A 25,380-nucleotide genomic window follows, 5' to 3' on the forward strand; every position below is an offset into this window, starting at 1 on the left:
GCCCGCGCATCGATCAGCAGGCTGGGCGGCGTGCCTGCGGCACGGCCTGGCCCCACGCCGGCTCCGGCGCTGCCCCGCGCGCCGGCTCCATCGCCGCGCTGCTCAGGATCCGCGCCCGGTCCGGGCCGGCGGCCACGCTGACCAGGAAGCATCCGGTGCCCGGGCGGAGCCGGGCCGGCACGTCGAGCACGGCGGCGCTGCGGATCAGCACCGCGGCCAACTCCCGGTCGGTGAACCGCACGCCGAGGATGTGCCGGCGGACGTGCCGCCCGGCGGCCAGCAGCGCCGAACGCCAGGCTGCCGCCGCGAGGCGCGACGCCGACCGTCGGCGCGCTGGCGAGGCACCGGGATGCGGCCCGCTGAGCAGCTCTCGCCGCCCCTGCCACCAGCCCGCGTGCAACATCCGGGTGTACGCGTCCTGGTGCTCCTGGGGCACCCAGAGGCGATGCAACTCGTAACGGCGGCGCAGGCCGCCGATGGCCACCTCGTGTGTGACCGGGATGTCCAGCCGGGCAAGCAACTGCTGCATCCGCTGCGCGGCGTCCTCTCGGTCGAACTCCACCGGTGCGTACGCCGCGAGTACCGCGCTCGGCCGGGCGGCAGTCGGCGGCGGTGTGCAGCGCCGCAGGCAGGCGGCCTCGAACGCGTCGCCCAGCGTCAGCCAGTCCAGCGGGGGTGGCGGCACCGTAGTGCCGGGTCTCTCGAGCAGAGCGGTTTGGCGGGTCAACGGAAACTCCCTTGTCGGGGTCTGGGTTTCCCTACCGTGGCCCCTGGGTCGCCGTTACGGAACTGGTCCGGCCCAGCCTTGAGCAAATCTTGCGGCTGCCCCGCCGCTACAGGTCGGTAACCACCAGGTCCACCTGCCGTGCCCGCCCGGGCGCGGTGGCCTGCTCCTCGACGGTGTGCTTCAGCTCCCGCAGCGTGCCGACCAACTCCGCGGCGGTGCGCGGGCGAGCACCGGCGACGAGCAGGTCACGGACCAGCCGCCCCTTGGTCGCCTTGTTGAAGTGGCTGACCACCGAGCGGACCGGGGCGCCGTCGACCTCCCGCTCGTGCAGCACCCGCACCGTGACGGTCCGCTCGGCCAGCTCCCCGCGCGGCGTCCAGGTGGCCGCGTACGCGCCGGAGCGCAGGTCCAGCACCGGGCCCCGGCCGGCAGCGGCGTCCAACGCCGGCACCAGCTCCTTGCGCCAGTACGCCGACAACGCCCCGACGCCCGGCAGGCGAGCGCCGATCGGGCAGCGGTACGGGGGGATCCGGTCGGCCAGTCGGACCGCGCCCCACAGCCCGGAGCTGATCAGGATCGACCGGCGGGCCGTCCGTTGCGCCGCAGCGGGCAACGAGGCCAACTCCAGCGCCTCGTAGAGCACCCCGGTGTAGAGCCGCTCGGCTGGCGCGGTGGCGGCCTCCCGCAGCCGGGCGTTGCGGCGCAGCTCGCCCCGCTGCCCCTCGCTGAGGCCGAGCGCCGCCCGTGCCGCCGCCTCGTCGGGCTCGGCGCTCAGCGCAATCAGGGCGTCCAACACCCGCTCGCGGGCCGGGTTCAGCTCGGGCAGCGAGAGCCGGTCCGGGGCCCAGCGTCGCCCGGTGCCGGCGTCGGCTTTTCCCTCCGAGGGGGGCAGCAGGATGAGCATCTGGTTCTCCTCGACGGGCGGAACGGCGGCCGGGCCAGCGTACGACCCGCCGTTACCGCCAGGGCCGCACCGGGGTGTCGGGGTGGTACACGCGATAGCCGCCGACCTCTCGTACCGGTGCGGAGTCGGCCCGGTCGGCGAGTAGTTTGCGCAGCCGTCGATCCATCGGGGAGTCGACCTCCACCACGTAGCCCGGCCGTTGGGCCTGCCCGACCTGCCGCCAGTACGGGCGGTAGCGGTTCTGCCCGGGGGACAGGTTGCCGTCGAGCACTCCGCAGACCACTTTCTCATCCGTATTGAAGATCAACCGATTGCAGGTCCAGTAGTCCCCGTACACCTCGTGGGGACCGTCGGCGCGCAGCGCGGTGGCCAACTCCCGGGCCTGGCGTTCCTCGATCCGCGACGCAGTGGTGCCGGTGGTCGCGAAAAGCACGGTGATCACCAGCGTGGTCGCGGTCAGCGCGGCCAGCACGACGGCGGACAGCGCGCCGGTGAGCCGGCCGAGCGCGCCGACCGTGCCCCGCCAACAGGCCATCGCTGCCACCCAGAGCGGCCAGAGCACTGCCGGTAGGGACAGTTGCAGCACCGACAGGTAGCGGGCGTTGTCCAGTGGGCTGGTCGCGGCGAGCGGGCTGCGCACGTACGACAGCAGGGTCAACGCCGCCCCGGCGACCAGCGCGAGTTGCACCACCGGCCCAGCCCGCTCCCCGCGCGGCCCCGTGGCGGCGCGACGGTACGCGAGCACCGCGAGCACTGCGCCGGCCACCAGCAGCACCGGGTACAGCACGCCGAACCACTGTTGCCAGCGTCCGCAGCCGTCCACCTGGCAGAGCCCGTGCGCCAGCGGCACCCCTTCGAGCAGGCCGCCCCGGATCCGCTCGGACCAGGGCGGGAGCGGCCCGGCCTTGGTGCTGATCTCCCGGAACACCGACAGCGAGTCCGCACCGGGCCCGGCTCGCAGGTTGTCGACGATCATCGGCGCCACCCCGACGACGGCGCCCGCCACCAGCAGCAGGCCGGACCAGCCGAGCAGTTGCCTGCGCACCGCCCACAGCAGGGCGAGCCCGGCCACCGCCAGGTACGGCAGGATCAGCCAGTCCGACCAGACGGCAAAGCCGACGAGCAGGCCGAACAGGCCGACCGCGAGCCGTCGGTGGCGGATCGTGCCGGCGGCCAGCCCCACGGTGATCAGCAGCATCAGCAGCACCGCCGGCTTCACCTCGGGCCGGCCCCCGACCACGGTGAGTTGGTCGCGCACCACTCGCTCTGCCCCGAGCGCGAGCAGGCCCACGACGAAGACGGCGAACCAGGAGGTGCAGAGCCGGCGGGTCAGCCGGTAGATGAGATAGAGGAAGACGGCGTACAACGCGAGCATCGGCAGCCGCAGCACCGGCCAGCTCGGCCCGGCCACCGCCACCAGGGGAGCGGCCAGGTACGACTCCAACATCCCCATGTAGTGCTGGCCGTACAGGAAGATCGGGCGTTCCCGGCCCTGCCCGATGTGCAGCGCGGCGAGGCCGAAGGTCGCCTCGTCGCTGTTCGACACCGGCACCGTGTACAGCGTCAGGACCAGCCGGTACCCGATGCCGGCCAGCCCGAACAGCAGCGCGACGAGCGCCGGCCGGTCGAGTCGCGGACGCCATCGCCCACGGTGCTGCTCAGGATGTGACACGACCACGCCCCCGTCGTCGTCCCGACGGAGTGTTTCACGTCTGGCGGGGCCGCCGAGGTCGATCGGCTCAGCCCGGCCCGGCCCGGCCGGCCCCGGCCGGCTCAGCCGGGGCCGGCTCGCGTGGCCGTGACTGTCGACGTGTGGCAGGGTTGGCGCGTGCCACCCAATCCCGCCGGTCAGTTGGCCGTTCCGAACCTGCACCGAGCTGCAAGGATCGAGGACGCCGTCCACCAACTCGTCCAGCGCCGGCTGCGGCGCACCGGCTGGCGGGTCAACATCGTCGCGTACACCGGCTATGGCGCGCCGGGCTGGGTGCGGGTGATGTGCCGGGTGCTGCTGGGCCGTCCGGACACCCGCCAGCGGGGTCGGCTGGACAAGGTCCGCGGCTGGCGCAGCTTCACCACGCTGCCCAACAAGCACGTCACCGTGACCATCGAGGCCGGCGGGGTGCGGCACGAGACGCAGGCCGACCGCAGCGGCTTCGTCGACACCCTGGTCGAGGCCGACCTGCCACCCGGTTGGGGCACGGTCCGGCTCAGCGTCCCGGACGCCGATCCGGTCGACGCGCCGGTGCGCATCCTCGACCCGGAGGTCAAGTTCGGCATCATCTCCGACATCGACGACACGGTCATGGTGACCGCGCTGCCCCGGCCGCTGCTCGCCGCATGGAACACGTTCGTGCTCGACGAGCACGCCCGAGCCGCCGTGCCCGGCATGGCGGTGCTCTACGAGCGGCTGGTCACCGCGCACCCCGGCGCCCCGGTCTTCTACCTCTCCACCGGCGCGTGGAACGTGGCACCCACCCTGACCCGGTTCCTGTCCCGACACCTCTACCCGGCCGGGCCGCTGCTGCTCACCGACTGGGGCCCGACCGCCGACCGTTGGTTCCGCAGCGGGATGGAGCACAAGCGGTCCACGCTGGCCCGGCTGGCCCGGGAGTTCCCCGAGGTGCGCTGGCTGCTGGTCGGCGACGACGGCCAGCACGACCAGGAGATCTACCGGGAGTTCGCCGCCGCCCACCCGGAGAACGTCGCCGGGGTGGCGATCCGCCGGCTGTCCCCGACGCAGTCGGTGCTGGCCGGCACCCTGCCCGCCCCGGCCGGTCGGCCGTCGTCGGGGCCGGTGGGGCAGAAGTGGCTCTCCGCGCCGGACGGCGCCGGCCTGTGGCAACTGCTGCGCGACGCCGGCCTGGTCTGACGCTCCCCGGCACCTAGCCCTGGCGGAGCCAGACGGCGCCGAGCGGGGGGACCTGGAGGGCGGCGGAGGCGACCATGCCGTGCCAGGGCACGTCCTCGGCGTGCACCGCGCCCATGTTGCCCACCCCGGACCCGCCGTAGTGCTGCGCGTCGGTGTTGAGCACCTCGGTCCAGGTGCCTCCGGCCGGTAGGCCGATCCGGTAGTCGTGCAGCGGCTGGGCGGAGAAGTTCGCCACGCAGACCAGCGTGGAGCCGTCCGGGGCGATCCGGACGAACGACACGGTGTTGTTGGCGACGTCGTCGCCGGCGATCCAGCGGAAGCCGGCTGGTTCGGTGTCCTGTGCCCAGAGCGCCGGAGTGTCCCGGTAGACCCGGTTGAGGTCAGCGACGAGTCGCTGCACACCGGCCCTGGCCGGGTCGTGCAGCAGGTACCAGTCGAGGCCGCGTTCCTCGCTCCACTCCCGGTCGTCGGCCATTTCGCTGCCCATGAAGAGCAACTGCTTGCCCGGGTGCGCCCACATGTACGCCAGCAGGGCCCGCACGTTCGCCAGCCGCTGCCAGGTGTCGCCGGGCATCTTGCCGGCCAGTGAGCCCTTGCCGTGCACCACCTCGTCGTGGCTGATCGGCAGCACGTAGTTCTCGCTCCAGGCGTACGCCAGGGAGAAGGTGAGCTGGTGGTGGTGGTGCTGGCGGTAGATCGGGTCCTTCGAGGTGTAGAGCAGGGTGTCGTGCATCCAGCCCATGTTCCACTTGAACCCGAAGCCCAGCCCACCGTCATCGGTCGAGCGGGTGACGCCCGGCCAGGCGGTGGACTCCTCGGCGATCATCACGACGCCGGCGTGGTGCTTGTAGACGGTCGCGTTCACCTCCTGCATGAACGCGATGGCTTCCAGGTTTTCCCGACCCCCGTACTGGTTGGGGGCCCACTGCCCGTGCTCGCGGGAGTAGTCCAGGTAGAGCATCGAGGCGACGGCGTCGACCCGCAGCCCGTCGACGTGGAACTGGTCGCACCAGTAGAGCGCGTTGGCGACCAGGAAGTTACGCACCTCGCTTCGACCGAAGTCGAACACGTAGGTGCCCCAGTCGGGGTGTTCGCCGCGGCGCGGGTCGGCGTGCTCGTAGAGCGGGGTGCCGTCGAAGCGGGCGAGAGCCCATTCGTCCTTGGGGAAGTGCGCGGGCACCCAGTCCAGGATCACGCCGACGCCGGCAGCGTGCAGCTGGTCGACGAGGTAGCGGAAGTCGTCCGGGTTGCCGAACCGGGACGTCGGCGCGAAATAGCCGGTGACCTGATAGCCCCAGGAACCGCCGAACGGGTGCTCCATCACGGGCAGGAACTCCACGTGCGTGAAGCCCAACTCGGTGACGTACGCGGTGAGCTGCTCGGCCAGCTCGCGGTAGCCCAGGCCGGGCCGCCACGAGCCGAGGTGCACCTCGTAGACGCTCATCGGCTCCTGGTGCGGCTGCCGTTCGGCCCGCCTGGTCAGCCAGTCCGCGTCGGACCACCGGTGGGTCGAGTGGTGCACCACCGACGCGGTGGCCGGCGGCACCTCGGCGTACGCGGCCAGGGGGTCGGCCTTGTCCCGCCACTGCCCGTCGGCACCGAGGACGCGGTATTTGTAGCGGGCCCCGACCCGGGCGTTGGGGACGAACAGCTCCCACACTCCGCTGGAGCCGAGCGACCGCATCGGCCAGCCGTCGTCGGGCGCCCAGCCGGTGAAGTCGCCGATCACCCGGACTCCGCGGGCGTTTGGTGCCCAGACGCTGAACGCGACGCCCTCGTCGAAGACGCGGGCCCCCAGGGCCTCCCACAGACGCTCGTGGCGGCCCTCGCGGATCAGGTGCAGGTCCAGCTCGCCCAGGGTCGGCGGGTAGCGGTACGGGTCGTCGTGGGCGGTGCCGTCGACCTCCACCCGGTAGTCGAGCACGGTGCCGTCGACCTGCGCCTCGAAGACGCCGACGTCGTGGACGCGCTTCATCGGGTGCCGCTCGTCGCCGACGAGCAGCACCACGTCACCGGCGCCCCTGCGCATCGTGCGGATCGTCGTCGAGGAGCCGGTGGGGTGCGCGCCGAGCAGGGCGTGCGGGTCGTGCGTCGCGCCGGAGATCAGCTGGTCCATCGGGCGTCCTTCGGGGCGGGAGCGGTCGGCGCGGAGCGGGACGAGCGGGCAGCGGCCAGGCGGGACGCCACCGTGGCCGGGGTCGTCGGCGCGGTGCCGCCGGAGAGGTCGTCCGGCACCTCGGCGACGGTGAGGTCGGCCGGCTCGGAGCCCGCCGGCTGCGGCTCGGCGGGCGGGGTCGGGCGGCGCACCGTCAGCACGTGCGCCGGTTGCAGGTACGGGTCGAGCCGGACCGCGTTGCGTTGACCCCAGTCGTAGCTGGTGCCGGTCAGCTCGTCGTGGACGGTGAACCGCTCGTGCCAGTCGAAGCCGAGCGCCGGCATGTCGAGGGTGGTGTTGCCCCACTGCACCACGCCCGGGTCGAACGAGCAGATCACGATGACGGTGTTGCCGGTCTCCGCGTCGTGCTTCGACCAGCAGAGCAGTGCCGGGTTGTCGATCTCGTGGAAGCGCAGGTTGCGGAGCTGGTGCAGGGCCGGGTTGTCGCGGCGTACCCGGTTGAGGGTGGCCAGGAACGGTGCCAGCGAGCGGCCCTGCGCCTCGGCGCCGGCCCAGTCGCGCGGGCGCAGCTCGTACTTCTCGTTGTCCAGGTATTCCTCGGCGCCCGGGCGGGCCACGTGCTCAAACAGCTCGAAACCGGCGTACAGGCCCCAGGACGGGGAGAGCAGCGCGGCCAGCACCGCCCGGATCTTGAACATTGGCGGGCCGCCGTGCTGCAACGACTCGTGCAGGATGTCCGGGGTGTTCGGCCAGAAGTTCGGCCGCATGTAGTCGGCCGCCTCGATCAACTCCTCGCAGTACGCCCGCATCTCGGCCGCCGTCGTGCGCCAGGTGAAATAGGTGTACGACTGCGTGAAGCCGATCTTGCCGAGCCCGTGCATGATGGCCGGCCGGGTGAACGCCTCGGCCAGGAACAACACGTCCGGATCGACACTCTTCACCTCGGCGATCAGCCAGTGCCAGAAGTCGAACGGCTTGGTGTGTGGGTTGTCCACCCGGAAGATCCGGATGCCCTCGCCGATCCAGTGCAGCACCACCCGCAGCACCTCGGCCCGGATGCCCTCCGGGTCGTTGTCGAAGTTGACCGGGTAGATGTCCTGGTATTTCTTCGGCGGGTTCTCCGCGTACGCGATGCTGCCGTCGGCCCGGGTGGTGAACCACTCCGGGTGCTCGGTCACCCAGGGGTGGTCCGGCGCGCACTGCAACGCCAGGTCCATCGCCACCTCCAGGCCCTGGGCCGCCGCCGCGCCGATGAAGGCCCTGAAGTCTGCCGGCGTACCCAGATCGGGGTGGATGGCGTCGTGGCCGCCCTCGGCGGCGCCGATCGCCCACGGCGAGCCCACGTCGTCCGGCCCGGCGGTGAGCGCGTTGTTGCGGCCCTTGCGGTTGACCCGGCCGATCGGGTGGATCGGCGGCAGGTAGAGCACGTCGAAGCCCATCGCGGCCACGCCGGGCAGCCGCTCGGTGGCGGTGGCGAAGGTGCCGGAGACGTCCCCCACCGCTCCTTCGGAGCGGGGGAAGAACTCGTACCAGGCCGAGTAGAGCGCCCGCTTGCGGTCAACCCAGAGGGAGTACGTGTCAGCCGCGGTGATCATCTCCCGCACCGGGTGCTCCCAGAGCAGGTCGGCCAGGGCCAGCGCCTCCTCGACCCGCTGCGGCAGCGGCAGGTCGGTGTCGAGCAGCGCGGTGAGCGCCGCGGCGACCCGGGGCCGGTCGGCGGTCGGGACGAGGTCCCGGGCGGCGGAGAGCACCCGAGCGCCCTCGGCGATGTCGTTGGCCAGGTCGGCCGGCCCCTGCCCGGCGGCGATCTTCTTGGTCACCGCGTTCTGCCAGGTCAAGTATGGATCTTGGAACGCCTCGACGGAGAAGGTCCAGGGGCCGACGGCGTCCGGCCGGATGGTGGCGTGCCAACGGTCCTGGCCGGGTTCGCCGGGGCGCATCCGGGTGAAGGGGCGTTTCGCTCCATCCGGGCCGGCCCACACCACGTTGCAGCCCAGTGCGTCGTGCCCCTCCCGGTAGGCGCGCGCCGACACCGGAATCGGCTCGTCGACCACCGCCTTTGCCGGGTATCGCCCGCACGAGACGACGGGGGAGACGTCTTCGATCGGGAACCGTCCAGTCACCCCGCCAACCTACTGCGCGAGATCCGTTCGCGCGCGGTCAAGCACCCTGGTCCGTCCCTCGCCCCCGGCGCCGCGAGCCAAGACCGGGGCAGTGAGTCAAGATCCGCGCACTTTCGGTGAAATTGCTGCTTCAAGACGTCGTCGACGCAGCAACTTCCCCGAAGTTGTGCGGAGCCAGGCTCTCCATGTGTGCTGCGCCGGGATCAGTGTCGCGTATCATATGTGACACGTGACAGGGGGGTGGGTATGCGGTTGAATAGCAAGGGCCAGGTCACCATTCCGGCGGCGTTGCGGGCCCAATACAACCTGCATGAGGGCGACGAGGTTGATGTGGTTGAGGAGGGCGGCGCCCTCCGCATCGTTCGAGTCCACGGTGCCGAAACCCGGGGCCAGCGTCTCGTCGGCCACATGCGGGGCCGGGGCGGTGCCAAGGAGACCGAGCACATGTCCACCGAGGAGTTGATGGAGATGCTGCGTGGCGAGTGACCGGCTCCGCGCCCTGCCTCCCCGCCCACCGGACGCGACGACGACCCTGGTCGACACCAACGTCCTGCTGGACATCCTGACCGATGACCCCAAGTGGGCGGACTGGTCCGGGACCGCACTGGCCGAGGCCCGCGACGCGGGCAACCTGGTGATCAACCCCATCGTGTACGCCGAGGTGTCGGTCCGTTTCGACCGCATCGAAGAGCTGGACGAGGCGTTGCCGGCGGGGGACTTCCTGCGCGAGGAGCTTCCGTACCAGGCGGGATTCCTCGCGGGTAAGGCCTATGCGCGGTATCGGAAACTGGGTGGCGCGAAGCGGTCGCCGCTGGCCGACTTCTACATCGGCGCGCATGCGGCCGTTTGTCGATACCACCTGCTGACCCGTGATGGGTCGCGATACCGCACGTACTTCCCGACCCTGAAGCTGAACACACCAGACAACTGACCGCCGCCGGTCCGTCGTCGGCCGGTCTGCTGCCAGGCCAGTCCCGCCGCGCGAGAAGGCACAGTTGGACGAGCGTCTGCCGGATGGGCCGCTGCCGCCCGCGTGCTCCATTGCTGGCACGCGCGGCCTCCGCAACCGGACGGAGATCGGGTGCCCGGTCCGCCGCAGCCGACGCGGGCACCGCTCACCCGGCGGCAGTACGCCTACGGCATCGCGATCGCGGTGGTCGTACTCGTGCTGTTTGTGGTGGGGATCCTGCGATGAGCGCGACGGGCCGGCGGTGAACGAACTGCCGGTGGGTCGCCGGGTCGCCCAGTCACCGCGTTGTAATGCGATTCATCGATAAGCGACCTGATGCGTCCGCCTTGGGTAGCGAGATGAGACGGGCGATGGAGCAGGTCAGGGGTGTGCCGGGGGAAGGACGCCGAGGGCCATTGCGGTGGTGACCGCGGCGGTGCGGTCGCTGACGTCGAGTTTGTTGAAGGCGCGGAGCAGGTGGGTCTTCACGGTCGCCTCGGTGATGTGCAGGATGCGGCCGATGTCGGCGTTGGTGCGGCCGGTGGCGACCAGAGACAGGACCTGCACTTCGCGGGCCGAGAGGATCGGGGTGGTGGCGGGGCGGGCCGGGTTGCGGACCTGCTCGACGAGGCGGCCGGCGACGGACGGGGTGAGGACGGTTTCGCCGCGAGCGGCGGCGCGGATGGCGGCAGTCAGCTCGGTGCGAGTGGCGTCCTTGAGCAGGTACCCGCAGGCACCCGCCTCGACGGCGCGAAGGATGTCGGCGTCGGTGTCGTAGGTGGTGAGGACGACGACCCGGGTCTGTGGCAGCGCGGCAAGGATGCGGTCGGTGGCGCCGGGGCCATCGAGGCCGGGCATCCGCAGGTCCATGAGGATGACGTCGGGGTGGTGTGTGTGGGCGGCGGTGACGGCCTCGTCGCCGGAGCCGGCCTCGCCGACGACGGTCAGGTCGGGTTCGGCGACGAGCATGCCGCGCAGGCCGTCGCGGACGACGGGGTGATCGTCGACCAGCAGAATGCGGATCATGGCAGCTCCGGTGCGGGTCGCGTGGGTCATGAGAGCTCGACCTTGATGGTGGTGCCGGTGCCGGGGCGGCTGTCGACGCTACAGACGCCGCCGGCTTGTTCGACCCGTTGGCGCATGCCGGCGAGCCCAAATCCGGAGACGGCGTCCGGCGCAGGAGCGGTGAAACCGACGCCGTCGTCGACGACCTTCAGCATGACGCCGGTGCCGGTCGTCGTGAGCTGAACGTCGACGGTGGTGGCGTTCGCGTGTTTGCGGATGTTGGTGAGTGCCTCCTGCAGACAGCGCAGCAGCACGACCTGCGACGCGGTCGGCAGGTCGGCAAGACGCTGGTCGAGGTGACAGGCGGTGCGGATCCCGGTCTGCGACGCGAGCCGGGAGAGCTGCCGACGCACGGCGTCGCCGAGGCCGGACGTGTGCAGGTCGGCGGGGCTGAGGGCGGCGACGAGAGCACGGGCCTCGGCGAGGTTCTCGCGAGCGGTGTCGGCGACCTGCGTGAGGCGGTGGTGGACGGCAGCCGGGTCAGTTGTGGTTTCGGCGGCTTGGGCGAGAGTGATGATGCTGGTGAAGCCCTGGGCAAGGGTGTCGTGGATTTCAGCGGCGAGGCGGGCCCGTTCGGTGGCGACGCCAGCCTCGTGGGAGAGACGGGCGACCTCGGCGCGGCTGGCGGACAACTCGGCGATCATCACTGCGCGTTCGTCGTTCTGGGCGGTGATGCGGCTGATGGTGGTGCCGGCTACGACGGCGAACACGAGGCCGAGCACGGTGAGGGGCACCAAGCCGTGGACCTTGGCCAGACTGCCGTCGCGGAGCAGGGCGATCGGTATCGGCAGCAGATCGAGTGCCGCGACGGCGGCGATCGCGGACCGCAACGGCAGCGCCGCGAACAACATCGCCCCCCAGGCGAACAGGGCGAACGATGCGGTGTGGTCGAGCCAGACGGCGGTGAGGTGCAGCAAGCCAAGGACGGTGGCGAAAAGCCATGCGGCGAGCAGCAACCGGCGATGCGCCGCATACCAGGCGAGGCAGAGCACGAGCAGGATCGAGGCGGCCGGAGCGCTCAGGACGCCGGGGGCCCGGTCGACGAGCATGAAGCCGACGACCGCGCCCACCACGACGACGTAGAGCAGATCCCAGAGGGAGAGCTTCACCGGCGCGACCATCGGAACGTCAGCAGGCTCAGTGCCAGGCCGATCGCGCACCACGCGAGCAGCACCAGGGCGGTCCTGCCGGGCTCCCATGAGCCTGCCACCTCCTCCGAAGCGAGGGCGTCGGGCAGGAACACCGAGCGGAACCCCTGCCCCATCCACTTGACGGGGAACAGCGCCGAGACGTTGACCATCGCCGAGGGCAGCGCGGCGATGTGCACGAAGATGCCGGACGTGAACTGCAGGACGAGGACGGGGAGGTTGAGCACCGCCGGTGCGCTGCGGGCCGAACTGGCCAGGGAACTCGCGGCGATGCCCAGCAGGGTACAGGCAATCACCGACAACATCATCAGCCAGGCGAACGTGACCCAATGGGAGACGTCGACGGGCAGTGGCAGGTCGAACATCAGCACGCCGACGAGCAGCAGCAGCGCAACTTCGAAGATGGCGGCGAAGAAGACCAGGACGATCTTGCCGAGGAAGTAGGCGCCGGCGGTGACCGGCGTACCCCGCAGGCGTTTGAGGGTGCCGTCCCCGCGGTCGACGGCGATGCCGATGCCCATGCTGATGAAAGCGGTGGACAGGATGCCGTAGGCGATCATGCCGGCGGCGAAGACCTGGCTGTGGGTGGTCTGCGAGCCGGGCATGACGGGCGTGTCGAAGATCAGGCCGAGCAGGATCGTGAGTAGCGCCGGGAACGCGAACGTGAAAATGACCGCGTCCTTCTGTCGGATCAGCTGGAGGACCTCGATGTAGCCCCGGGAGCGGCCGTTCGAAAGTACGGAAGGCATGGTCATGACCGAGCTCCGATCAGGTCGAGGTAGACGTCTTCCAGGTTGGGGCGGCGAACTTGCAGGTCGGTCATATCCGGGCCGAGCTGCGCAATGACGGTGTTGGGGGAGTCGGTGCGAACCTCGTGCAGGCCGGCGCCGTCGCGCCAGGTGACGGTCGCCTGTGCATGGGCGAGGCCGCCGACGGTGGACGGTGTACCCGCGGCGACGATCCGCCCGCCGACCATGATGGCCAGCCGTCCGGCCAGGGCGGCGGCTTCGTCGAGATAGTGGGTGGTGAGCAGGATCGTGGTTCCATCGGCGGCGAGGGAACGGATCAGAGCCCAGAACTGCCGGCGGGCCTCCGGGTCGAACCCAGTGGTCGGCTCGTCGAGGAACACCAGTTCCGGGCGGCCGACGATGCCCAGCGCCACGTCGACGCGGCGCCGCTGCCCGCCGGACAACGACCTGATCCGTGCGTCAGCCTTAGCCGTCAGCCCTACGGCGGAGATGACCTCATCCGGGTCGCGGGGCGAGGGGTAGTAGCCGGCGAAATGCCGGACGGTCTCGGCGACCGTGAGGTCGGCGGCATCGGTAGCCGTCTGCAGCACGATGCCGATCCGGGACCGCCACCGTCGTCCGGCCGTGCCGGGATCCTCCCCCAGGACCCGCACGTCGCCCCCATCGCGGCGGCGGTGCCCTTCGAGGATTTCGATGGCGGTGCTCTTACCGGCGCCGTTGGGGCCCAGTAGCGCAAATACCTCGCCACTGTCGACGGACATGTCGATTCCGTCGATTGCGGCCGCACCCCCGTACGTCTTACGGAGGCGGTGAACTTCAATCGGTGTCATGGGAATCATCAAAGCCCGCACCCAACCCACCACGGGACGACCGGAGGACTGACCCCGGCTGTCAACCGGACGACGGACACCAGCCGACGGCAGCCCAATCGCGAGTGACCGGAGCCGTCGAGGCTGACACGTTCGCTGTTGTGGACAATGGGGCCTGGTTCGCCAGGCCCCATTGGTGAGGAGCACTTGTGGCGAAGGACAAGCCGCCGTTTGCGATGAAGGCGATGCTCAGGCTGGAACGCGGCACCGCGAACGCCACCGACACTCTGCGTCGATACGCTCCGCTCGCCGACGAGATCCACGCCGACGGCATGGACGTCGACGTTGAACGCGCGGACCTGCTGCTGTCGGGCGCACTCGTCGCCGTGAACGAGGAACGCGCCATGCACGCCATGGCGCACCGGCTGCTGCACCGTTTCGGCTGGCGCGAGCAGGACTTCGGCTACTCGCCGAACGTCCGCTACGCCGAAACCGATGTACCCCCGTCCGGCCCGCCAGCCACCCGCCTGGTGATCGACCGGGCCGACCAGGAGTTGGGCTGGGAGGGCGCGACCCACGGCACCGGCCTCACCCCCGACCGGACGATGGAGATCGAGCCGGCCGACGGGGACGTCGTCGCCCGGCTGTTCGTCACCGTTCCGGCGACCACGATCGCCGAGACCGTGGAGTCGCTGGAGCCGTGGCTGGCTCGCGTCGAGCCCGCTGCGGTCGGCGTGGACCCGGGTCGCGCGGCCCTGTTGTTCCTCGCCCGCGCCGACCTGCGGACCGAGGCGGAGAGGCTCGGCCTGGGCCCGGTCGAGACCGGCCGCATCGAGGCGGACGCCGACCATGTCATCGAGACCGCGACGGCCGCCGACGGCACGACTCTCTGGCTGCGCCGCGGCACCGACCCGGTCTCCCGGCGCTGGCCCGGCATCATCGAGATCCGGGAAATGGTGATCGACGACTCCTACCCGGACTAGCCAGGCAGGTACGAGTCGGTGGCAGTGTCACGGCCAGTCGGGTGAGCAGGAAAGACAACCCGGCGAACGTTGGTGGTCACGGCACTGGGCCGTGCTTCAGAAGTGCTCGTGTTGGGCCCATTCGGCGGAAGGATGGATAGCCTGCCGGGATGGCAAAGGTTGTCACCTACCTGGAGATGAATAACGCCCGCAACTATCAGCGACGACCTGGCTGACGGTCCAGAGCAAACCGGCCGTGATCCGGAGTGGTCATGGTGGTGGTGTCCGAGGCGGAGCCACGTGGTGCATTGACGCGCTGGACCTGAAGGCGGATTCCCCGGCCACGTTGTGGGAATTCACGATTGGCCTGAACAGGCGCCGGTCTACCGTGCCTCGGTGACCAGCCCTCCGGACGCGGCGCGCATGCGCCTCCGCTTACGCGTTCACCACGTGTCCCGTAGCGCCCAGCTACGGCGGGTGATCACGATGGCGGCTCCACTTCGCAACACCCACATCACCAATGTGCTGTGGCAGCACACCGGCGCTCTTATCAGCTCCCGCGCGGATCTACTTCGCCTCGGGGCGCTGTTCCGGCTGGCGGCGGTCAGCCCACACAGCGCGGTGTTTCTGCCGTTGCGGATGAACGAACCCAGCGATACCGCCGCGTCCTGGCGTGACAGCCAGGGATTGGCCGACCTCCTCATCGTGCGCCGCGATGTGCCGCTACGACCGTCGGCCTGGCCGACGATCCGTGCGACGCTACGCCGTGGCCCCGGAGCCCCCGCGACAATGTCGGCACCGGCTCCGCGCGCGCCGGCCGGCCGGACATACAACCCGGCGCTGCAGGCATTGTTCGTCGCCGAACATGCCCACACGCTGGTGATGTCAGGCACCTCCACCGCCCTGCACGAGGCCGGTGACGAGCTGACGTGGTGCGGCAACGAGGTCGCCACCAACGAGGACATTCACCGATATGGGGGGCCCACCGGGCTCAGCCAGTTCAACGGACCGGACCGCCGCTCCGGACGACGCGACGGTAGCTGGGAATGTATGGTCCTCGCCGAGGACCCAATCTTCCACCGGTCTCGCTGGCTGCGAATCATGTCCGAACCAGCTGCCGCCTAATACTGCAACTAAGGCGTTTTTCATAAGCCCGGTCAGAGCCATTCGCAGATGATGGTGATGGTCAGGATGGCTTGGAACCGGACGGCCAACTTGTCGTAGCGGGTGGCTACGCCGCGGTGGCGCTTGAGCCTGTTGATGCCGTTGTCGACGGCATGTCGCATCCGGTAGAGGTCTCGCTCGAACGTGGGCGGGCGGGCGTCCGCCGCGGCTGCCCTTGGCCTGCGGTGGGCGTCCTGATCCTTCTTGCGCGGGATGCACGCCTTGATGCCACGCTTACGCAGGTAGGCGCGGTTGCCGCGGCTGGCGTAGGCCTTGTCCGCCAGAACGAGGTCGGGCAGGTGCGGGGCCGGCCTACTCCGAGACGGGTCACCCTGATACGGCGCAGGACCGGGATGAACTGCGGGCTGTCACCACGGTGTCCGGCGGTCACGATTATTGATAGGACCTTCTGCCCCTGCTCGCAGGCCAGATGCGTCTTCGTGGTCAGACCGCCGCGAGATCGTCCGAGGGCGTGATCGGCGGGTTCTTCGTGCACGCCGCCGGGTGGCTCTTTCTGCAGGTGGCCGTCTCTGCGGGCGCCGGCGGCGTGTTGGTGGGCGCGGCTGGTCATCGAGTCCACGCTGACTGTCCAGATGATCCGGCCCTCCGCATCGCCGGCAGCCTGCGACGCAGACAAGATCTTCTCCCAGGTTCCATCGCGCTGCCAGCGACGGAACAGTCCGTAGAGCGTCTGCCAGGGTCCGTACTCGGCCGGGACGTCACGCCAGGGCGACCCGATCCGGATCCGCCACCTGATCCCGTCGATGAGCTGCCGTTTCTCCCACTTCGGCGGACGCCCCTTCACCGACGCGGCAGGCAGCAGTGCGGCGAGCCGCTGCCACTGAGCGTCGGTCAGGTCGTGCCGCCTCGTCACCGCTAAGGTGGCCACGAGGTCTCCGGTATGAAGTTCTTGCTTGGTCGCAGAACCAGATGCCGGAGACCTCTTCAGTTGTCGATCACCGCCACGCCGGGACCTTCACCGGCCACCACGACTTCTAAAACACGCTTTAGCTTGATCTTTAACCTGTGCGGCGTGGTCGGGGATTCGTCATCTTCTTGTTGTTGGGCTTCTGGTTCGTGGTGTCGCTGCTGGTGACGGTGTGGACGTCGTGGCGGCGGGTGGGTTGGCGGTTGGGTCGTCCGGGTGGCCGTCCAGGGCCTGGCCGGGTGGGTTTCGGTGCACCGGCGGGACAGGTAGTCGTCGGGCGGAGGTGACGAAATCCGCGGCGGATGCGGGCCGGGGTGAGTCGTTCGGGTTGGGCTGGTCGTTCCCAGGGGTGGCGTAGGTCGGCGGCAAGGGGCCGGGCCAGCCGGAGTTGGGTGTGGGCGGCGATGATCAGCCAGGTCCATCTGTCGGCGGCGTGCGGGTCGCGCAGTTTCGGCACGGTCCAGCCGAGGGTCTGCTTGAACAGCCGGAACGTGTGCTCGATGTCGAAGCGACGCAGGAACGCCTGCCACAACAGGTTCACCATTGCGGTGTCCGGGTCGGCGGCTGGGTCGGCACCGGTGGACCACCACAGCCACACAGGTTTCGCGGTTGCGCCGGAGGGGAGCCGTTGCACGTCGAGACGCACGACGGTGCCTTCCAGGATGGGCAGTTCGGGGCAGTCGGCCCAGGCAGCGCGGCGGGTGAGGCGTGGGTGCAACCGGTACCAGGCGCGCGCGGTCGCCGTGCCGTAGAGCCGGGTCTCGGTCACGGTGGTGACGTCCGGGGTGTCCCAGCTGGCCGGGTCACCGAAGATGAACTCGGTGCCGTGTCGTGGTGGCCGGCCGCACCTGGGCCCGGGCACCCACGGTCGCGGGGCGCGACGCAGGACCCGGTCCGAGCGCATCCGGGCCAGAATCCGCACCGGTAGGTCTCGCAGCAGCCAGGCGAGACGGGCCGCGTCGTAGCCGGCGTCCATGACCACCCAGATCGCCAGGTCACCGGGCCGCCAGTGTCCGGCGGCGATGAGGCGACCCACGACGTCACGCACCTGCCCGGCGGTGACCGCGGCCAGGTCCGCACCCGGGACGAGGCGGATGGCATCCAGCGGGGCGGTCCACGAACTACGCCCGGTTTCCAGCGCGACCAGGAACGAGTACGGCCATCCCGGCACTCCGATGTGCTGGTCTTTGCCACGACCGTAGGTATGGCACAGGATCCGTTCCGGCACGGTGTGCGCCTCCGGCCGCAGCCAGCAGGTGACATCTACGGCCAGGACGATCCGCCCATCGGCGGCCCGTGGGATCGGCGTCGAGGCCACCACCGTCCGCAACCGTTGCACATCGATGCGACCGGCGCCAAGAGCGTCGTACAACGCGCCGTGACCTCGGCGATGCTCCGCCACCAGAGACAACGCCGGCAGCGACCGCACCGGTCCGTCCGCGCACAACACCGCGTCAGCCAACTCGAACAACGCATCCGCTCGGGCGCTCAGACAACGATGCAGTTCCGTACGGAACGTCGCGAGGTCCCCAACCGCGCTCTCACGCGTGGCGTCATGCACACTGATCATCCCGCAGCCCTTGATCCCGATCTTCTTCCCTCGACAAGAAGAATGATCAATCAAGGGCTGCGGCCATGATCAGCCGGGGTCGATGCGAACCAACCCCAGGTTAAAGATAAAGTTAGATGCGTCGGTGGTAGTGGTTGCGGCGGGGGACCTGGTCGGGGTCGAGCCAGGCGGGTGGGATGAATTCGGGGTGGCCGTCGGAGTCGAGCTGCACGACCCAGTCGCCGTGGTGGATGTGTCGGTGGTGGTGGCCGCAGAGCAGCACCGCGTTGGCCAGGCTGGTGTCACCGCCGTCGGCCCAGTGGCGAATGTGGTGGGCGTCGCACCAGCGGGGTGGGCGGTCGCAGCCGGGGAAGGCACAGCCGTGGTCGCGCAGCACCAGGGCGCGTCGGAGCGGGCCGGTGATGAGCCGGCGTTGCCGGCCGATGTCGAGTGGTTGGCCGGAACTGCCGAGAACGGCGGGCAGGACGGCGGCGTCGCAGGCGAGCCGACGCACGGCTTCGGGGGTGAGCTGCAGACCGATGTCGAGAGCGCCGGTGCCCAACTGCCGCGTCAACCCGTCGTAGGTGGTGGTGACGACGAGTTGAGGGCGGTCACCACCGTTGTCTGGCAGGTCGCCGCGGCGCAGGGCGAGTCGGCAGACATCGGCGACGGCATCGTGGCGGCGTTGGCCCGCTGTGCGGGTGTCGTCGGGGCCGGTGGGCGTGGTCAGCGGGTCGATGGCGGCGCGCAGCAGGCAGGCGGCCTCGACGTCGAGGATGCCGGTGAGGCGCAGCCGACCGTCGGGCTGCTCGCTCACGGTGACGTGCCGGTCTCGGGCAGCCCGCGACTCCTGCGCCCGCAGCGCCGCCTCGGCGGCGGCATCGGCGATCTCCGGTGCGACGTGGTCGAGGACGCGGGTGCCGAGCTTGCGCAACCCGGTGGCGTCAAACTGCGCTGCCCAGTTGACGAGGACGCTGACGGCCTTGTCGGCGGCCTCCGACCCGGCGGTGGTGTGGACGGTCTGGACCGTCTCGGCGATGACCCGGACCTGCTCCACGTCGACCGACCCGCTGGTCAGGGCGTCGCGCACCTCGGGTGGGGCGGTGTCGAGTGTCGCGGCGAGCTCGACGAGTCGGCGGGCCGCGCCGACGCCGAGACGCAACCGGTCGCGCAGCCAGACCGCGGTGCAGGACGCGCCCTGTGCGGTGGCGGTGCCTCGACCGTCCAACTCCCGCACGAGGGTCAGCTTGACCGCTGCCAGGCGTTGCTCAAGGCGGTGCGTGGCATCCAACGCCGCGACGAGATCAGGCTCGGACGCGGCCCAGGCGGCCGTGTCGAAGCAGCCCGCCACCGCGGCTTCGGCCTGCTCCAACGCATCGATCATCACCAGAGACTAGAACAGATGTACGACACCTTCGTTCCCGGAGCAATGATCTTGCCCTCGTGGATCATTCACCCTCAGGTGGGTAGCCTCTCGTTCATGATCGAACGGGTGAGAGTTGCGGTTGTCGGTGTCGGTAACAACACCTCAGCACTGGTGCAGGGAATTGCTCTCCACCGCGAAACCGGAAGCCTGGTGGGCATCCGCCGGCCGGTGATCGACGGGCTCGCAGTGGATGACATCGACTTCGTTGCGGCTTTCGCCAGGTCCGACGAAAAGATCGGCAGGGACCTCACCGAGGCGATCTTCATGGCGCCCAACAATTTCCCCAAGCTCAACTGCGAACTCCCCGAGGCAGGTGTCCCCGTCATCAAGGGGCTTGTCGACGCGACTGAAATCGACCGGGTGGCAGCGGCGCTGGCCGGGGCGGAGGTGCTCCTCTACTCGGCGCCGAGCGGCCGGCCGGAGACCGCCAAGGCGTACGCCGTGGCCGCCCATCGAGCAGGTATCGCCTTCATCAACACCACCTCCGACCCGGTAGCCCGCGATCCAGAGCTGATGGCAAATTTCGAAGCGGCCGGGCTGCCGTTGCTCGGCGATGACCTGGCGAGCCAGTTTGGCACCTCGGTGCTGCACGACGCGCTGCTGCGGTTGCTCGCGGATCGGGGCCTCACCCTGGTCAGTTCCTATCAGGTCAATCTCGGGGGCACCGAAGACTTCCGTAACCTGGTCGAGAACCCGAATTCCAAGCATCAGTCGAAGCTCAACGCTCTGTCGGCGGCTGACAAGGTGCAGGTGGCCCCGCTCGGTTACCTGTCGCAGCTCAAATCGCAGAAGGTGGCGCACCTCAATCTTGAGGCGCAGGGTTGGGGCGAGACAGCCGTGAGTCTTGACGTAAAACTGAAGGTGCATGACCCGAGTGGTGCCGCGGGGGTCAACATCGACCTGATTCGCATGGCGGCCAGCGCGCTACGAAAAGGGCAGGGCGGAAGTCTTGCCGAGGCGACGCCGATGCTCAAATCCCCACCCGGAACTGCGATCTGAGATCGCCGTCAACCGGGACAGGGCCTAAGCGCGTACCGGCAAGGTCAGGTCCGGGGTGGCGTAGAGCCAGCCGGTCGCCTTCTCGAAGACCCGGTCGAACACGATCGGCATCACGATCTCGCGCACGCGCGCGGTGAGCGCGCCGGACGTCTTCGCGTCGCGGTTGCGCGCCTCCATCTTGGCAAGCTTGCCGGCGCGGGGGAGCCGGAGCCGGTCGAACTCGCCCAGCGCGGCGTCGACCCGCTCGTGCGCGGCCACCGAGCGCGCCAGGATCACCGCGTCCTCCAGCGCCATCGACGCGCCCTGGCCGGCACCGGCCGGATGGGCGGCGTCGCCGACCAGGACTGTGCGGCCGTCGTGTCGGCGCCGCACCGGCCTGAGCGTGCGGGTGACCGTGGTGGACCGGATAGCGGTCCGGGCGTCGAGGATCGCGGCCGGCACCGGCTCGGTGCGGAAGTGCCCATCGACGGTCGGCTTCTCCGGCTCGTGCCGGCTCGCAATCTGCGCCGACCACCACACCTGGCCGTCCGGCGTCGGCAGGTAGATGAACACGCCGTCGCGGCCGAACACCCAGTTGAAGCCGTCCCGGGCGGCGACGTCCGGTCGCGGGGAGACGCCGGAGATCGTGACGATTCCGGCGTATCGCGGCGCCGGCGCGTCCGGGTCGAGCGCGCTCCGGGTCGCCGACCAGATGCCGTCGGCCGCGACGACCAGGTCGGGGCGTTCGTCGGCCAGCACGTCGGCGAGTGTCACGCGGGTGCCGATGTCGAGTCGCGCCCCGGCGTCGGCCGCGGCGTCACGGAGGGCCCCGACCAGGTCCGCGCGCAGCAGCGTGACACTGCGCCACGGGTCCTCGGGTCGGCGGCCGCGCGCCACGTCCCCGAGGAGCTTGCCCCGACCGGACCACATCCGCTGCCGCTCGACCGGGAAGCCTGCCGCCCGCACCGCCGGCAGGCAGCCCAGCGATTCGAGGGCGCGCAGCCCGTTGACCGCGAGGCTGACGAACGACCCGACCGGGCCGGCCGGGTCCGGGTACGCCTCGTGGACCGTGACGTCGGCACCGATGCGCCGCAACGCGATAGCGCTCGCACTGCCGGCCACGCCCGCCCCGATGATCGACACCCGCATGATCTGTCTCCTTGGTCGCCGTACCGATTGAACTGATGTTGAATCTCAGTTCACTGAATTCTAATTCATGGAATGCAGGTTCAGTATGATGTCGCCTATGGGAGTACGCAAGACACGAGCGGCCGAGACGCGAGCCGCCCTGAAGGACGCGGCCCGGGAGCAGTTCGCGGCGCGCGGTTACCTGAACACGAAGATCACCGACATCACCGCAGCGGCCGGCCGCGCGACCGGCTCGTTCTACGAGCACTTCGAGTCGAAGGAGCAGTTGCTCGACGCGCTGGCCGCAGACATGCACGACGCCGCGCACGAGGCGATGGCAACCGACGAGCCGCACCCGCCGCACGACCTGACCGACCGTGACCAGCTGCACCAGCACCTCGCCCTGGCCTGGCGGCTGATCCGGGGCAACCGGGAGGTCACGGCGGCGTTGTTCGAAGCGTCGGTGGCCGGCGGCAACGGAGACGGCCAGCGGTGGCGACGGCTCGCCGAGGACACCCGCATGCTGCGCGAGCACCTCGAACACTCACGCGAGACGGGCCGCCCGTTGCCCGGCCCGCCGGAGGTGGTAGCGGCGGTGATGGGCGCGACACTGGCGATGATGGGGTATGCGCTGCCCGAGTCGGGCCGGGCCGGGTACACCGACGACGAGGTGCTGGACACGATCGTCGCGCTGTTCGCCGGCGGGCTGGGCGGGTCGGCCTGAGCGCGCGGTTGGGCCGATTGCGGGCTACGCGGTGAGCAGGCGCCTGATTCGCTCGTACTCGGCGGCCATCTCCGGGGTGCCGAGGACGTCGTCGAGATCGGCCGAAACCTGGAAGTCGACCTCCTCGACCGAGCGGATGGCGAGCTCGTACAGCTCCCCGCGCGCGTTCTCCTCCAGGTAGGTGGTCCAGTGCTCAAGCGCGGTGATGACGATCAGGAGCCCCTGATCCAGGTCGCCGTCGGCGAGGATGCCCGCCTCGATCCGCTCCAGCTCTGCGCGTAGCTGGGTCGCGTCGGCCGTCGGGACGTTCTCGCGGGCGCTGGCCAGCGCCGCCCACCCGTCCTCGTTCAGTTCGTCGTCCGCGACGGTCTCGAGCAGCTCCGCCCGGACCAGCCGGGTGACTGTTTCGAGGCCGAAGACGCGCAGTTGGTCCTCGCCAGCCGCGACGACCAACTGGAGGATCGCCGCTTCGAGTTCGTCGTACCGCATATCCCCCGTCTCCCTCAGCCGCCGAGGCCCGCGCCGGAGCCCGCGCCGACCGAGCGGTACACGTCGAGCGTCTGCCGGGCGATGGCGTCCCAGGAGAAGTGCTCCACGGCGCGCCTCCGACCGGCCTGGCCGAACCGCGCGGTGCGCGCCGGGTCGGCCAGCAGCGTGTTCACCGCCGCCGCCAGGTCGGCGACGAACTTCTCCGGGGCCAGCGGTCGGCCGGACCCGTCGGTGGCCTGCTCGATGGGCACCAGCAGACCCGTCTCGCCGTCGGCCACCACCTCGGGGATGCCGCCGGTCGCGGTCGCCACCACCGCGGTCTCGCAGGCCATCGCCTCCAGGTTGACGATGCCCATCGGCTCGTACACGGACGGGCAGACGAAGACGGTGGCGTGGGTGAGCACCTGGATCACCTCGGGCTTGGGCAGCATCTCGGCCACCCACACCACGCCGGACCGGTTGGCCCTCAGCTCGGCAACCAACTCCTCGACCTCGGCGGCGATCTCCGCGGTGTCGGGGGCGCCGGCGAGCAGCACGAGCTGGGTGTCCGCCGGCAGCTCCCGGGCGGCCCGCAGCAGGTAGGGCAGGCCCTTCTGTCGAGTGATCCTTCCCACGTACACGACGCTGGGCCGGGTCGGGTCGATGCCGAGCCGGTCCAGCACGTCGGTGCCGCCGTCCGGGGCGTACTGAATGGTGTCGATGCCGTTGTAGACCACCCGGACCCGGGACGGGTCGATCTGCGGGTAGGCGGTGAGCACGTCGTTGCGCATCCCCCCGCTGACCGCGATCACCGCGTCGGCGGCCTCCATCGCGGTGCGCTCGATCCAGGAGGAGAGCGCGTAACCGCCGCCGAGCTGCTCGGCCTTCCACGGCCGCAGCGGCTCCAGGCTGTGCGCGGTCACCACGTGCGGCACCCCGTGCAGCAGCTTCGCGGTGTGGCCGGCGAGGTTCGCGTACCAGGTGTGGCTGTGCACCACGTCGGTGCCGGCCGCGCCGGCGGCCATCTCCAGATCCACGCCCATCGTGCGCAGCGCGGCGTTCGCGCCGGTCAGGCCGGGTGGCTCGGTGTACGCGGTGACGCCCGGCTCGCTGCGCGGCAGACCGAAGCAGTGCACCCTCACGTCGGTGTGGCGGCGCAACTCCCGGGCCAGGTACTCGACGTGCACCCCGGCGCCGCCGTAGACCTCCGGCGGGTACTCACGAGTGAGAAGGTCGACGCGCAGAGGGGTGGGTTCCGTCATGACCTCGCACCCTAGTGCAGAAGAGTCCCCGTACGAGTGGTGAAGTCGGACGCGGGTGGATAGCGTCGGGGCATGGCTGCCAAGGTGCTCGCGATCGTCCTGGCGGGTGGTGAGGGCAAGCGCCTGATGCCACTCACCACAGATCGGGCCAAGCCGGCCGTCCCGTTCGGCGGGATGTACCGCATGGTCGATTTCGTCCTCTCCAACCTGGCCAACGCGGGCTTTCTCAAGATCGTCGTGTTGACCCAGTACAAGTCCCACTCGCTCGACCGGCACATCACCAAGACCTGGCGGATGTCCACGCTGCTCGGCAACTACGTCACCCCGGTCCCCGCCCAGCAGCGTCGCGGCCCCTGGTGGTTCGCTGGCTCCGCCGACGCCATCTACCAGAGCTTCAACCTGATCAACGACGAGCAGCCTGACTACGTGATCGTCTTCGGTGCCGACCACATCTACCGGATGGACCCGCGGCAGATGGTGGACGACCACATCGCCTCCGGCGCTGGGGTCACCGTTGCCGGCATCCGCCAGCCGCTGTCCATGGCCGACCAGTTCGGCGTCATCGAGGTCGGCGAGGACGGCAAGCGCATCCGCGCGTTCCGCGAGAAGCCCACCGACGCCGTCGGCCTTCCGGACGCGCCGAACGAGATCTACGCCTCGATGGGTAACTACGTCTTCACCACCCGGGCGCTCTGCGAGGCCGTCGAACGCGACGCCGAAGACAAGACCAGCAAGCACGACATGGGCGGCAGCATCATCCCGATGTTCGTCGAGCGGGGCGAGGCCAACGTCTACGACTTCCGCGACAACGAGGTGCCGGGCAGCGACGACCGTGACCGCGGCTACTGGCGCGACGTGGGGACGCTCGACTCGTTCTACGACGCGCACATGGATCTGATCAACGTGCACCCCGTGTTCAACCTCTACAACTTCGACTGGCCGATCTACACCGAACAGCCTCCGTGGCCGCCGGCGAAGTTCGTACACCAGTGGGGCGAGCGGGTCGGCCGGGCGGTCGGCTCGATGGTCTCCCCGGGATCGGTGATCTCCGGGTCGCTGGTGGAAAACTCGATCATCTCGCCGAAGGTCCGAGTGCACTCCTGGGCGCACGTCGACGGTTCGGTGCTGATGGAGGGTGTGGAGATCGGCCGGCACGCGGTCATCCGGCGGGCCATCCTGGACAAGAACGTGTTCGTCCCGGAGGGCACCGAAATCGGCGTCGACCTGGAGAAGGACCGGCAGCGTTACACCGTCTCCGACAATGGCATCGTGGTGATCGGTAAGGGCCAGAAGGTCGAGCCGTGACCGATCCGCACTCCCCGAGGAGGATCC

General features: G+C 70.0%; 23 protein-coding genes. 8 read left to right on the forward strand and 15 right to left on the reverse strand.

Annotation, left to right across the window (positions count from 1 at the left end):
* Positions 1-13: 13 nt before the first annotated feature.
* From ACLQ28_RS29355 to ACLQ28_RS29365, 3 genes are all read right to left on the reverse strand, one after another.
* A complete protein-coding gene (locus tag ACLQ28_RS29355; RefSeq protein WP_425689496.1) occupies positions 14-727 on the reverse strand; it encodes a hypothetical protein in 714 nt (237 codons plus the stop codon).
* A 106-nt stretch (positions 728-833) separates the two neighbouring features.
* The gene (yaaA, locus tag ACLQ28_RS29360) at positions 834-1,631 is read right to left on the reverse strand and encodes a peroxide stress protein YaaA (RefSeq protein ID WP_425689497.1); all 798 of its coding nucleotides are present in this window, start codon (positions 1,629-1,631) and stop codon (positions 834-836) included.
* Between the two features lie 52 nt (positions 1,632-1,683).
* On the reverse strand, positions 1,684-3,303 hold the full coding sequence (locus ACLQ28_RS29365; RefSeq protein WP_425689498.1) for an ArnT family glycosyltransferase: 1,620 nt from the start codon (positions 3,301-3,303) through the stop codon (positions 1,684-1,686).
* A gap of 156 nt (positions 3,304-3,459) precedes the next feature.
* Here ACLQ28_RS29365 and ACLQ28_RS29370 point away from each other — a divergent pair, with 156 nt between their 5' ends.
* Positions 3,460-4,500, forward strand: coding sequence for an App1 family protein (locus ACLQ28_RS29370; protein ID WP_425689499.1), 1,041 nt, complete (start codon positions 3,460-3,462; stop codon positions 4,498-4,500).
* 13 nt (positions 4,501-4,513) lie between these two features.
* On the opposite strand, the gene glgB is transcribed toward ACLQ28_RS29370, so the two are convergent.
* The gene (gene glgB / locus ACLQ28_RS29375; protein ID WP_425689500.1) at positions 4,514-6,616 is read right to left on the reverse strand and encodes a 1,4-alpha-glucan branching protein GlgB; all 2,103 of its coding nucleotides are present in this window, start codon (positions 6,614-6,616) and stop codon (positions 4,514-4,516) included.
* The gene (locus ACLQ28_RS29380) at positions 6,604-8,739 is read right to left on the reverse strand and encodes a maltotransferase domain-containing protein (RefSeq protein WP_425689501.1); all 2,136 of its coding nucleotides are present in this window, start codon (positions 8,737-8,739) and stop codon (positions 6,604-6,606) included. Before ACLQ28_RS29380 ends, glgB begins: the two co-directional genes overlap by 13 nt.
* Positions 8,740-8,985: 246 nt before the next feature.
* Here ACLQ28_RS29380 and ACLQ28_RS29385 point away from each other — a divergent pair, with 246 nt between their 5' ends.
* Both ACLQ28_RS29385 and ACLQ28_RS29390 read left to right on the forward strand, forming a co-directional pair.
* On the forward strand, positions 8,986-9,225 hold the full coding sequence (locus tag ACLQ28_RS29385; protein ID WP_425689502.1) for an AbrB/MazE/SpoVT family DNA-binding domain-containing protein: 240 nt from the start codon (positions 8,986-8,988) through the stop codon (positions 9,223-9,225).
* Positions 9,215-9,670 carry a type II toxin-antitoxin system VapC family toxin gene (locus ACLQ28_RS29390; RefSeq protein ID WP_425689503.1) on the forward strand — a complete coding sequence of 152 codons (456 nt, stop codon included), beginning with the start codon at positions 9,215-9,217 and terminating at the stop codon, positions 9,668-9,670. Before ACLQ28_RS29385 ends, ACLQ28_RS29390 begins: the two co-directional genes overlap by 11 nt.
* A 399-nt stretch (positions 9,671-10,069) precedes the next feature.
* Here ACLQ28_RS29390 and ACLQ28_RS29395 read toward each other — a convergent pair whose 3' ends face one another.
* From ACLQ28_RS29395 to ACLQ28_RS29410, 4 genes are read right to left on the reverse strand one after another with little or no spacing between them, the layout of a single operon-like run.
* Positions 10,070-10,714: a response regulator gene (locus ACLQ28_RS29395; protein WP_425689548.1), complete on the reverse strand. Its 645-nt coding sequence runs from the start codon at positions 10,712-10,714 to the stop codon at positions 10,070-10,072.
* A 26-nt stretch (positions 10,715-10,740) separates the two neighbouring features.
* The gene (locus tag ACLQ28_RS29400; RefSeq protein ID WP_425689504.1) at positions 10,741-11,862 is read right to left on the reverse strand and encodes a sensor histidine kinase; all 1,122 of its coding nucleotides are present in this window, start codon (positions 11,860-11,862) and stop codon (positions 10,741-10,743) included.
* A complete protein-coding gene (locus ACLQ28_RS29405; RefSeq protein ID WP_425689505.1) occupies positions 11,859-12,650 on the reverse strand; it encodes an ABC transporter permease in 792 nt (263 codons plus the stop codon). The genes ACLQ28_RS29400 and ACLQ28_RS29405 overlap by 4 nt, the downstream gene beginning before the upstream one ends.
* Positions 12,651-12,652: 2 nt before the next feature.
* Positions 12,653-13,480 (reverse strand): ABC transporter ATP-binding protein, encoded by an 828-nt coding sequence (locus ACLQ28_RS29410; RefSeq protein ID WP_425689506.1) that lies wholly within the window; start codon positions 13,478-13,480, stop codon positions 12,653-12,655.
* Positions 13,481-13,668: 188 nt separating this feature from the next.
* Between ACLQ28_RS29410 and ACLQ28_RS29415 the strand changes: the two genes are divergently transcribed.
* Together ACLQ28_RS29415 and ACLQ28_RS29420 are read left to right on the forward strand one after the other, a co-directional pair.
* Positions 13,669-14,442, forward strand: coding sequence for a hypothetical protein (locus ACLQ28_RS29415; RefSeq protein ID WP_425689507.1), 774 nt, complete (start codon positions 13,669-13,671; stop codon positions 14,440-14,442).
* Positions 14,443-14,907: 465 nt separating this feature from the next.
* The gene (locus ACLQ28_RS29420) at positions 14,908-15,546 is read left to right on the forward strand and encodes a hypothetical protein (RefSeq protein ID WP_425689508.1); all 639 of its coding nucleotides are present in this window, start codon (positions 14,908-14,910) and stop codon (positions 15,544-15,546) included.
* 32 nt (positions 15,547-15,578) lie between these two features.
* On the opposite strand, the gene ACLQ28_RS29425 is transcribed toward ACLQ28_RS29420, so the two are convergent.
* The 3 genes from ACLQ28_RS29425 to ACLQ28_RS29435 form a co-directional block, all read right to left on the reverse strand.
* A protein-coding gene (locus ACLQ28_RS29425; protein ID WP_425689509.1) for an IS5 family transposase occupies positions 15,579-16,459 on the reverse strand; the annotation gives its coding sequence in 2 pieces (ribosomal slippage) (positions 15,579-15,883 and positions 15,883-16,459; 882 coding nt in all).
* A gap of 145 nt (positions 16,460-16,604) precedes the next feature.
* Positions 16,605-18,083, reverse strand: coding sequence for an NF041680 family putative transposase (locus ACLQ28_RS29430; RefSeq protein WP_425689510.1), 1,479 nt, complete (start codon positions 18,081-18,083; stop codon positions 16,605-16,607).
* Between the two features lie 112 nt (positions 18,084-18,195).
* Positions 18,196-19,446, reverse strand: a complete 1,251-nt coding sequence (locus ACLQ28_RS29435) for a DUF222 domain-containing protein (RefSeq protein WP_425689511.1) — start codon at positions 19,444-19,446, stop codon at positions 18,196-18,198.
* Positions 19,447-19,464: 18 nt separating this feature from the next.
* Here ACLQ28_RS29435 and ACLQ28_RS29440 point away from each other — a divergent pair, with 18 nt between their 5' ends.
* Positions 19,465-20,487 carry an inositol-3-phosphate synthase gene (locus tag ACLQ28_RS29440; protein ID WP_425689512.1) on the forward strand — a complete coding sequence of 341 codons (1,023 nt, stop codon included), beginning with the start codon at positions 19,465-19,467 and terminating at the stop codon, positions 20,485-20,487.
* Between the two features lie 24 nt (positions 20,488-20,511).
* Here the strand turns inward: ACLQ28_RS29440 and ACLQ28_RS29445 are convergent, their stop codons facing one another.
* The gene (locus ACLQ28_RS29445) at positions 20,512-21,615 is read right to left on the reverse strand and encodes an FAD-dependent monooxygenase (RefSeq protein WP_425689513.1); all 1,104 of its coding nucleotides are present in this window, start codon (positions 21,613-21,615) and stop codon (positions 20,512-20,514) included.
* A gap of 97 nt (positions 21,616-21,712) precedes the next feature.
* Here ACLQ28_RS29445 and ACLQ28_RS29450 point away from each other — a divergent pair, with 97 nt between their 5' ends.
* Positions 21,713-22,318: a TetR/AcrR family transcriptional regulator gene (locus ACLQ28_RS29450; RefSeq protein WP_425689514.1), complete on the forward strand. Its 606-nt coding sequence runs from the start codon at positions 21,713-21,715 to the stop codon at positions 22,316-22,318.
* A 24-nt stretch (positions 22,319-22,342) separates the two neighbouring features.
* Here the strand turns inward: ACLQ28_RS29450 and ACLQ28_RS29455 are convergent, their stop codons facing one another.
* Both ACLQ28_RS29455 and glgA read right to left on the reverse strand, forming a co-directional pair.
* Positions 22,343-22,807 carry a hypothetical protein gene (locus tag ACLQ28_RS29455; protein WP_425689515.1) on the reverse strand — a complete coding sequence of 155 codons (465 nt, stop codon included), beginning with the start codon at positions 22,805-22,807 and terminating at the stop codon, positions 22,343-22,345.
* A 14-nt stretch (positions 22,808-22,821) separates the two neighbouring features.
* Complete coding sequence (gene glgA, locus ACLQ28_RS29460) at positions 22,822-24,048, reverse strand: glycogen synthase (RefSeq protein WP_425689516.1); 1,227 nt, start codon at positions 24,046-24,048, stop codon at positions 22,822-22,824.
* Between the two features lie 72 nt (positions 24,049-24,120).
* On the opposite strand from glgA, the gene glgC reads away from it, so the two are divergent.
* Positions 24,121-25,353, forward strand: coding sequence for a glucose-1-phosphate adenylyltransferase (gene glgC, locus ACLQ28_RS29465; protein ID WP_425689517.1), 1,233 nt, complete (start codon positions 24,121-24,123; stop codon positions 25,351-25,353).
* Positions 25,354-25,380: the final 27 nt, after the last annotated feature.

It is taken from the genome of Micromonospora sp. DT201 (assembly GCF_049841575.1).
In the GTDB taxonomy this organism is placed as follows: Bacteria; Actinomycetota; Actinomycetes; order Mycobacteriales; family Micromonosporaceae; genus Micromonospora.

Bases quoted from the DNA above. Each gene is read 5' to 3' on its own strand.
- ACLQ28_RS29445 (WP_425689513.1), bottom strand. From the start codon at position 21,615: ATGCGGGTGTCGATCATCGGGGCGGGCGTGGCCGGCAGTGCGAGCGCT.
- ACLQ28_RS29385 (WP_425689502.1), top strand. From the start codon at position 8,986: ATGCGGTTGAATAGCAAGGGCCAGGTCACCATTCCGGCGGCGTTGCGG.
- ACLQ28_RS29410 (WP_425689506.1), bottom strand. From the start codon at position 13,480: ATGACACCGATTGAAGTTCACCGCCTCCGTAAGACGTACGGGGGTGCG.
- ACLQ28_RS29395 (WP_425689548.1), bottom strand. From the start codon at position 10,714: ATGATCCGCATTCTGCTGGTCGACGATCACCCCGTCGTCCGCGACGGC.
- ACLQ28_RS29430 (WP_425689510.1), bottom strand. From the start codon at position 18,083: ATGATCAGTGTGCATGACGCCACGCGTGAGAGCGCGGTTGGGGACCTC.
- ACLQ28_RS29435 (WP_425689511.1), bottom strand. From the start codon at position 19,446: ATGATCGATGCGTTGGAGCAGGCCGAAGCCGCGGTGGCGGGCTGCTTC.
- ACLQ28_RS29420 (WP_425689508.1), top strand. From the start codon at position 14,908: ATGGCGGCTCCACTTCGCAACACCCACATCACCAATGTGCTGTGGCAG.
- yaaA (WP_425689497.1), bottom strand. From the start codon at position 1,631: ATGCTCATCCTGCTGCCCCCCTCGGAGGGAAAAGCCGACGCCGGCACC.
- glgA (WP_425689516.1), bottom strand. From the start codon at position 24,048: ATGACGGAACCCACCCCTCTGCGCGTCGACCTTCTCACTCGTGAGTAC.
- ACLQ28_RS29440 (WP_425689512.1), top strand. From the start codon at position 19,465: ATGTACGACACCTTCGTTCCCGGAGCAATGATCTTGCCCTCGTGGATC.
- ACLQ28_RS29405 (WP_425689505.1), bottom strand. From the start codon at position 12,650: ATGCCTTCCGTACTTTCGAACGGCCGCTCCCGGGGCTACATCGAGGTC.
- ACLQ28_RS29450 (WP_425689514.1), top strand. From the start codon at position 21,713: ATGGGAGTACGCAAGACACGAGCGGCCGAGACGCGAGCCGCCCTGAAG.
- glgC (WP_425689517.1), top strand. From the start codon at position 24,121: ATGGCTGCCAAGGTGCTCGCGATCGTCCTGGCGGGTGGTGAGGGCAAG.
- glgB (WP_425689500.1), bottom strand. From the start codon at position 6,616: ATGGACCAGCTGATCTCCGGCGCGACGCACGACCCGCACGCCCTGCTC.
- ACLQ28_RS29455 (WP_425689515.1), bottom strand. From the start codon at position 22,807: ATGCGGTACGACGAACTCGAAGCGGCGATCCTCCAGTTGGTCGTCGCG.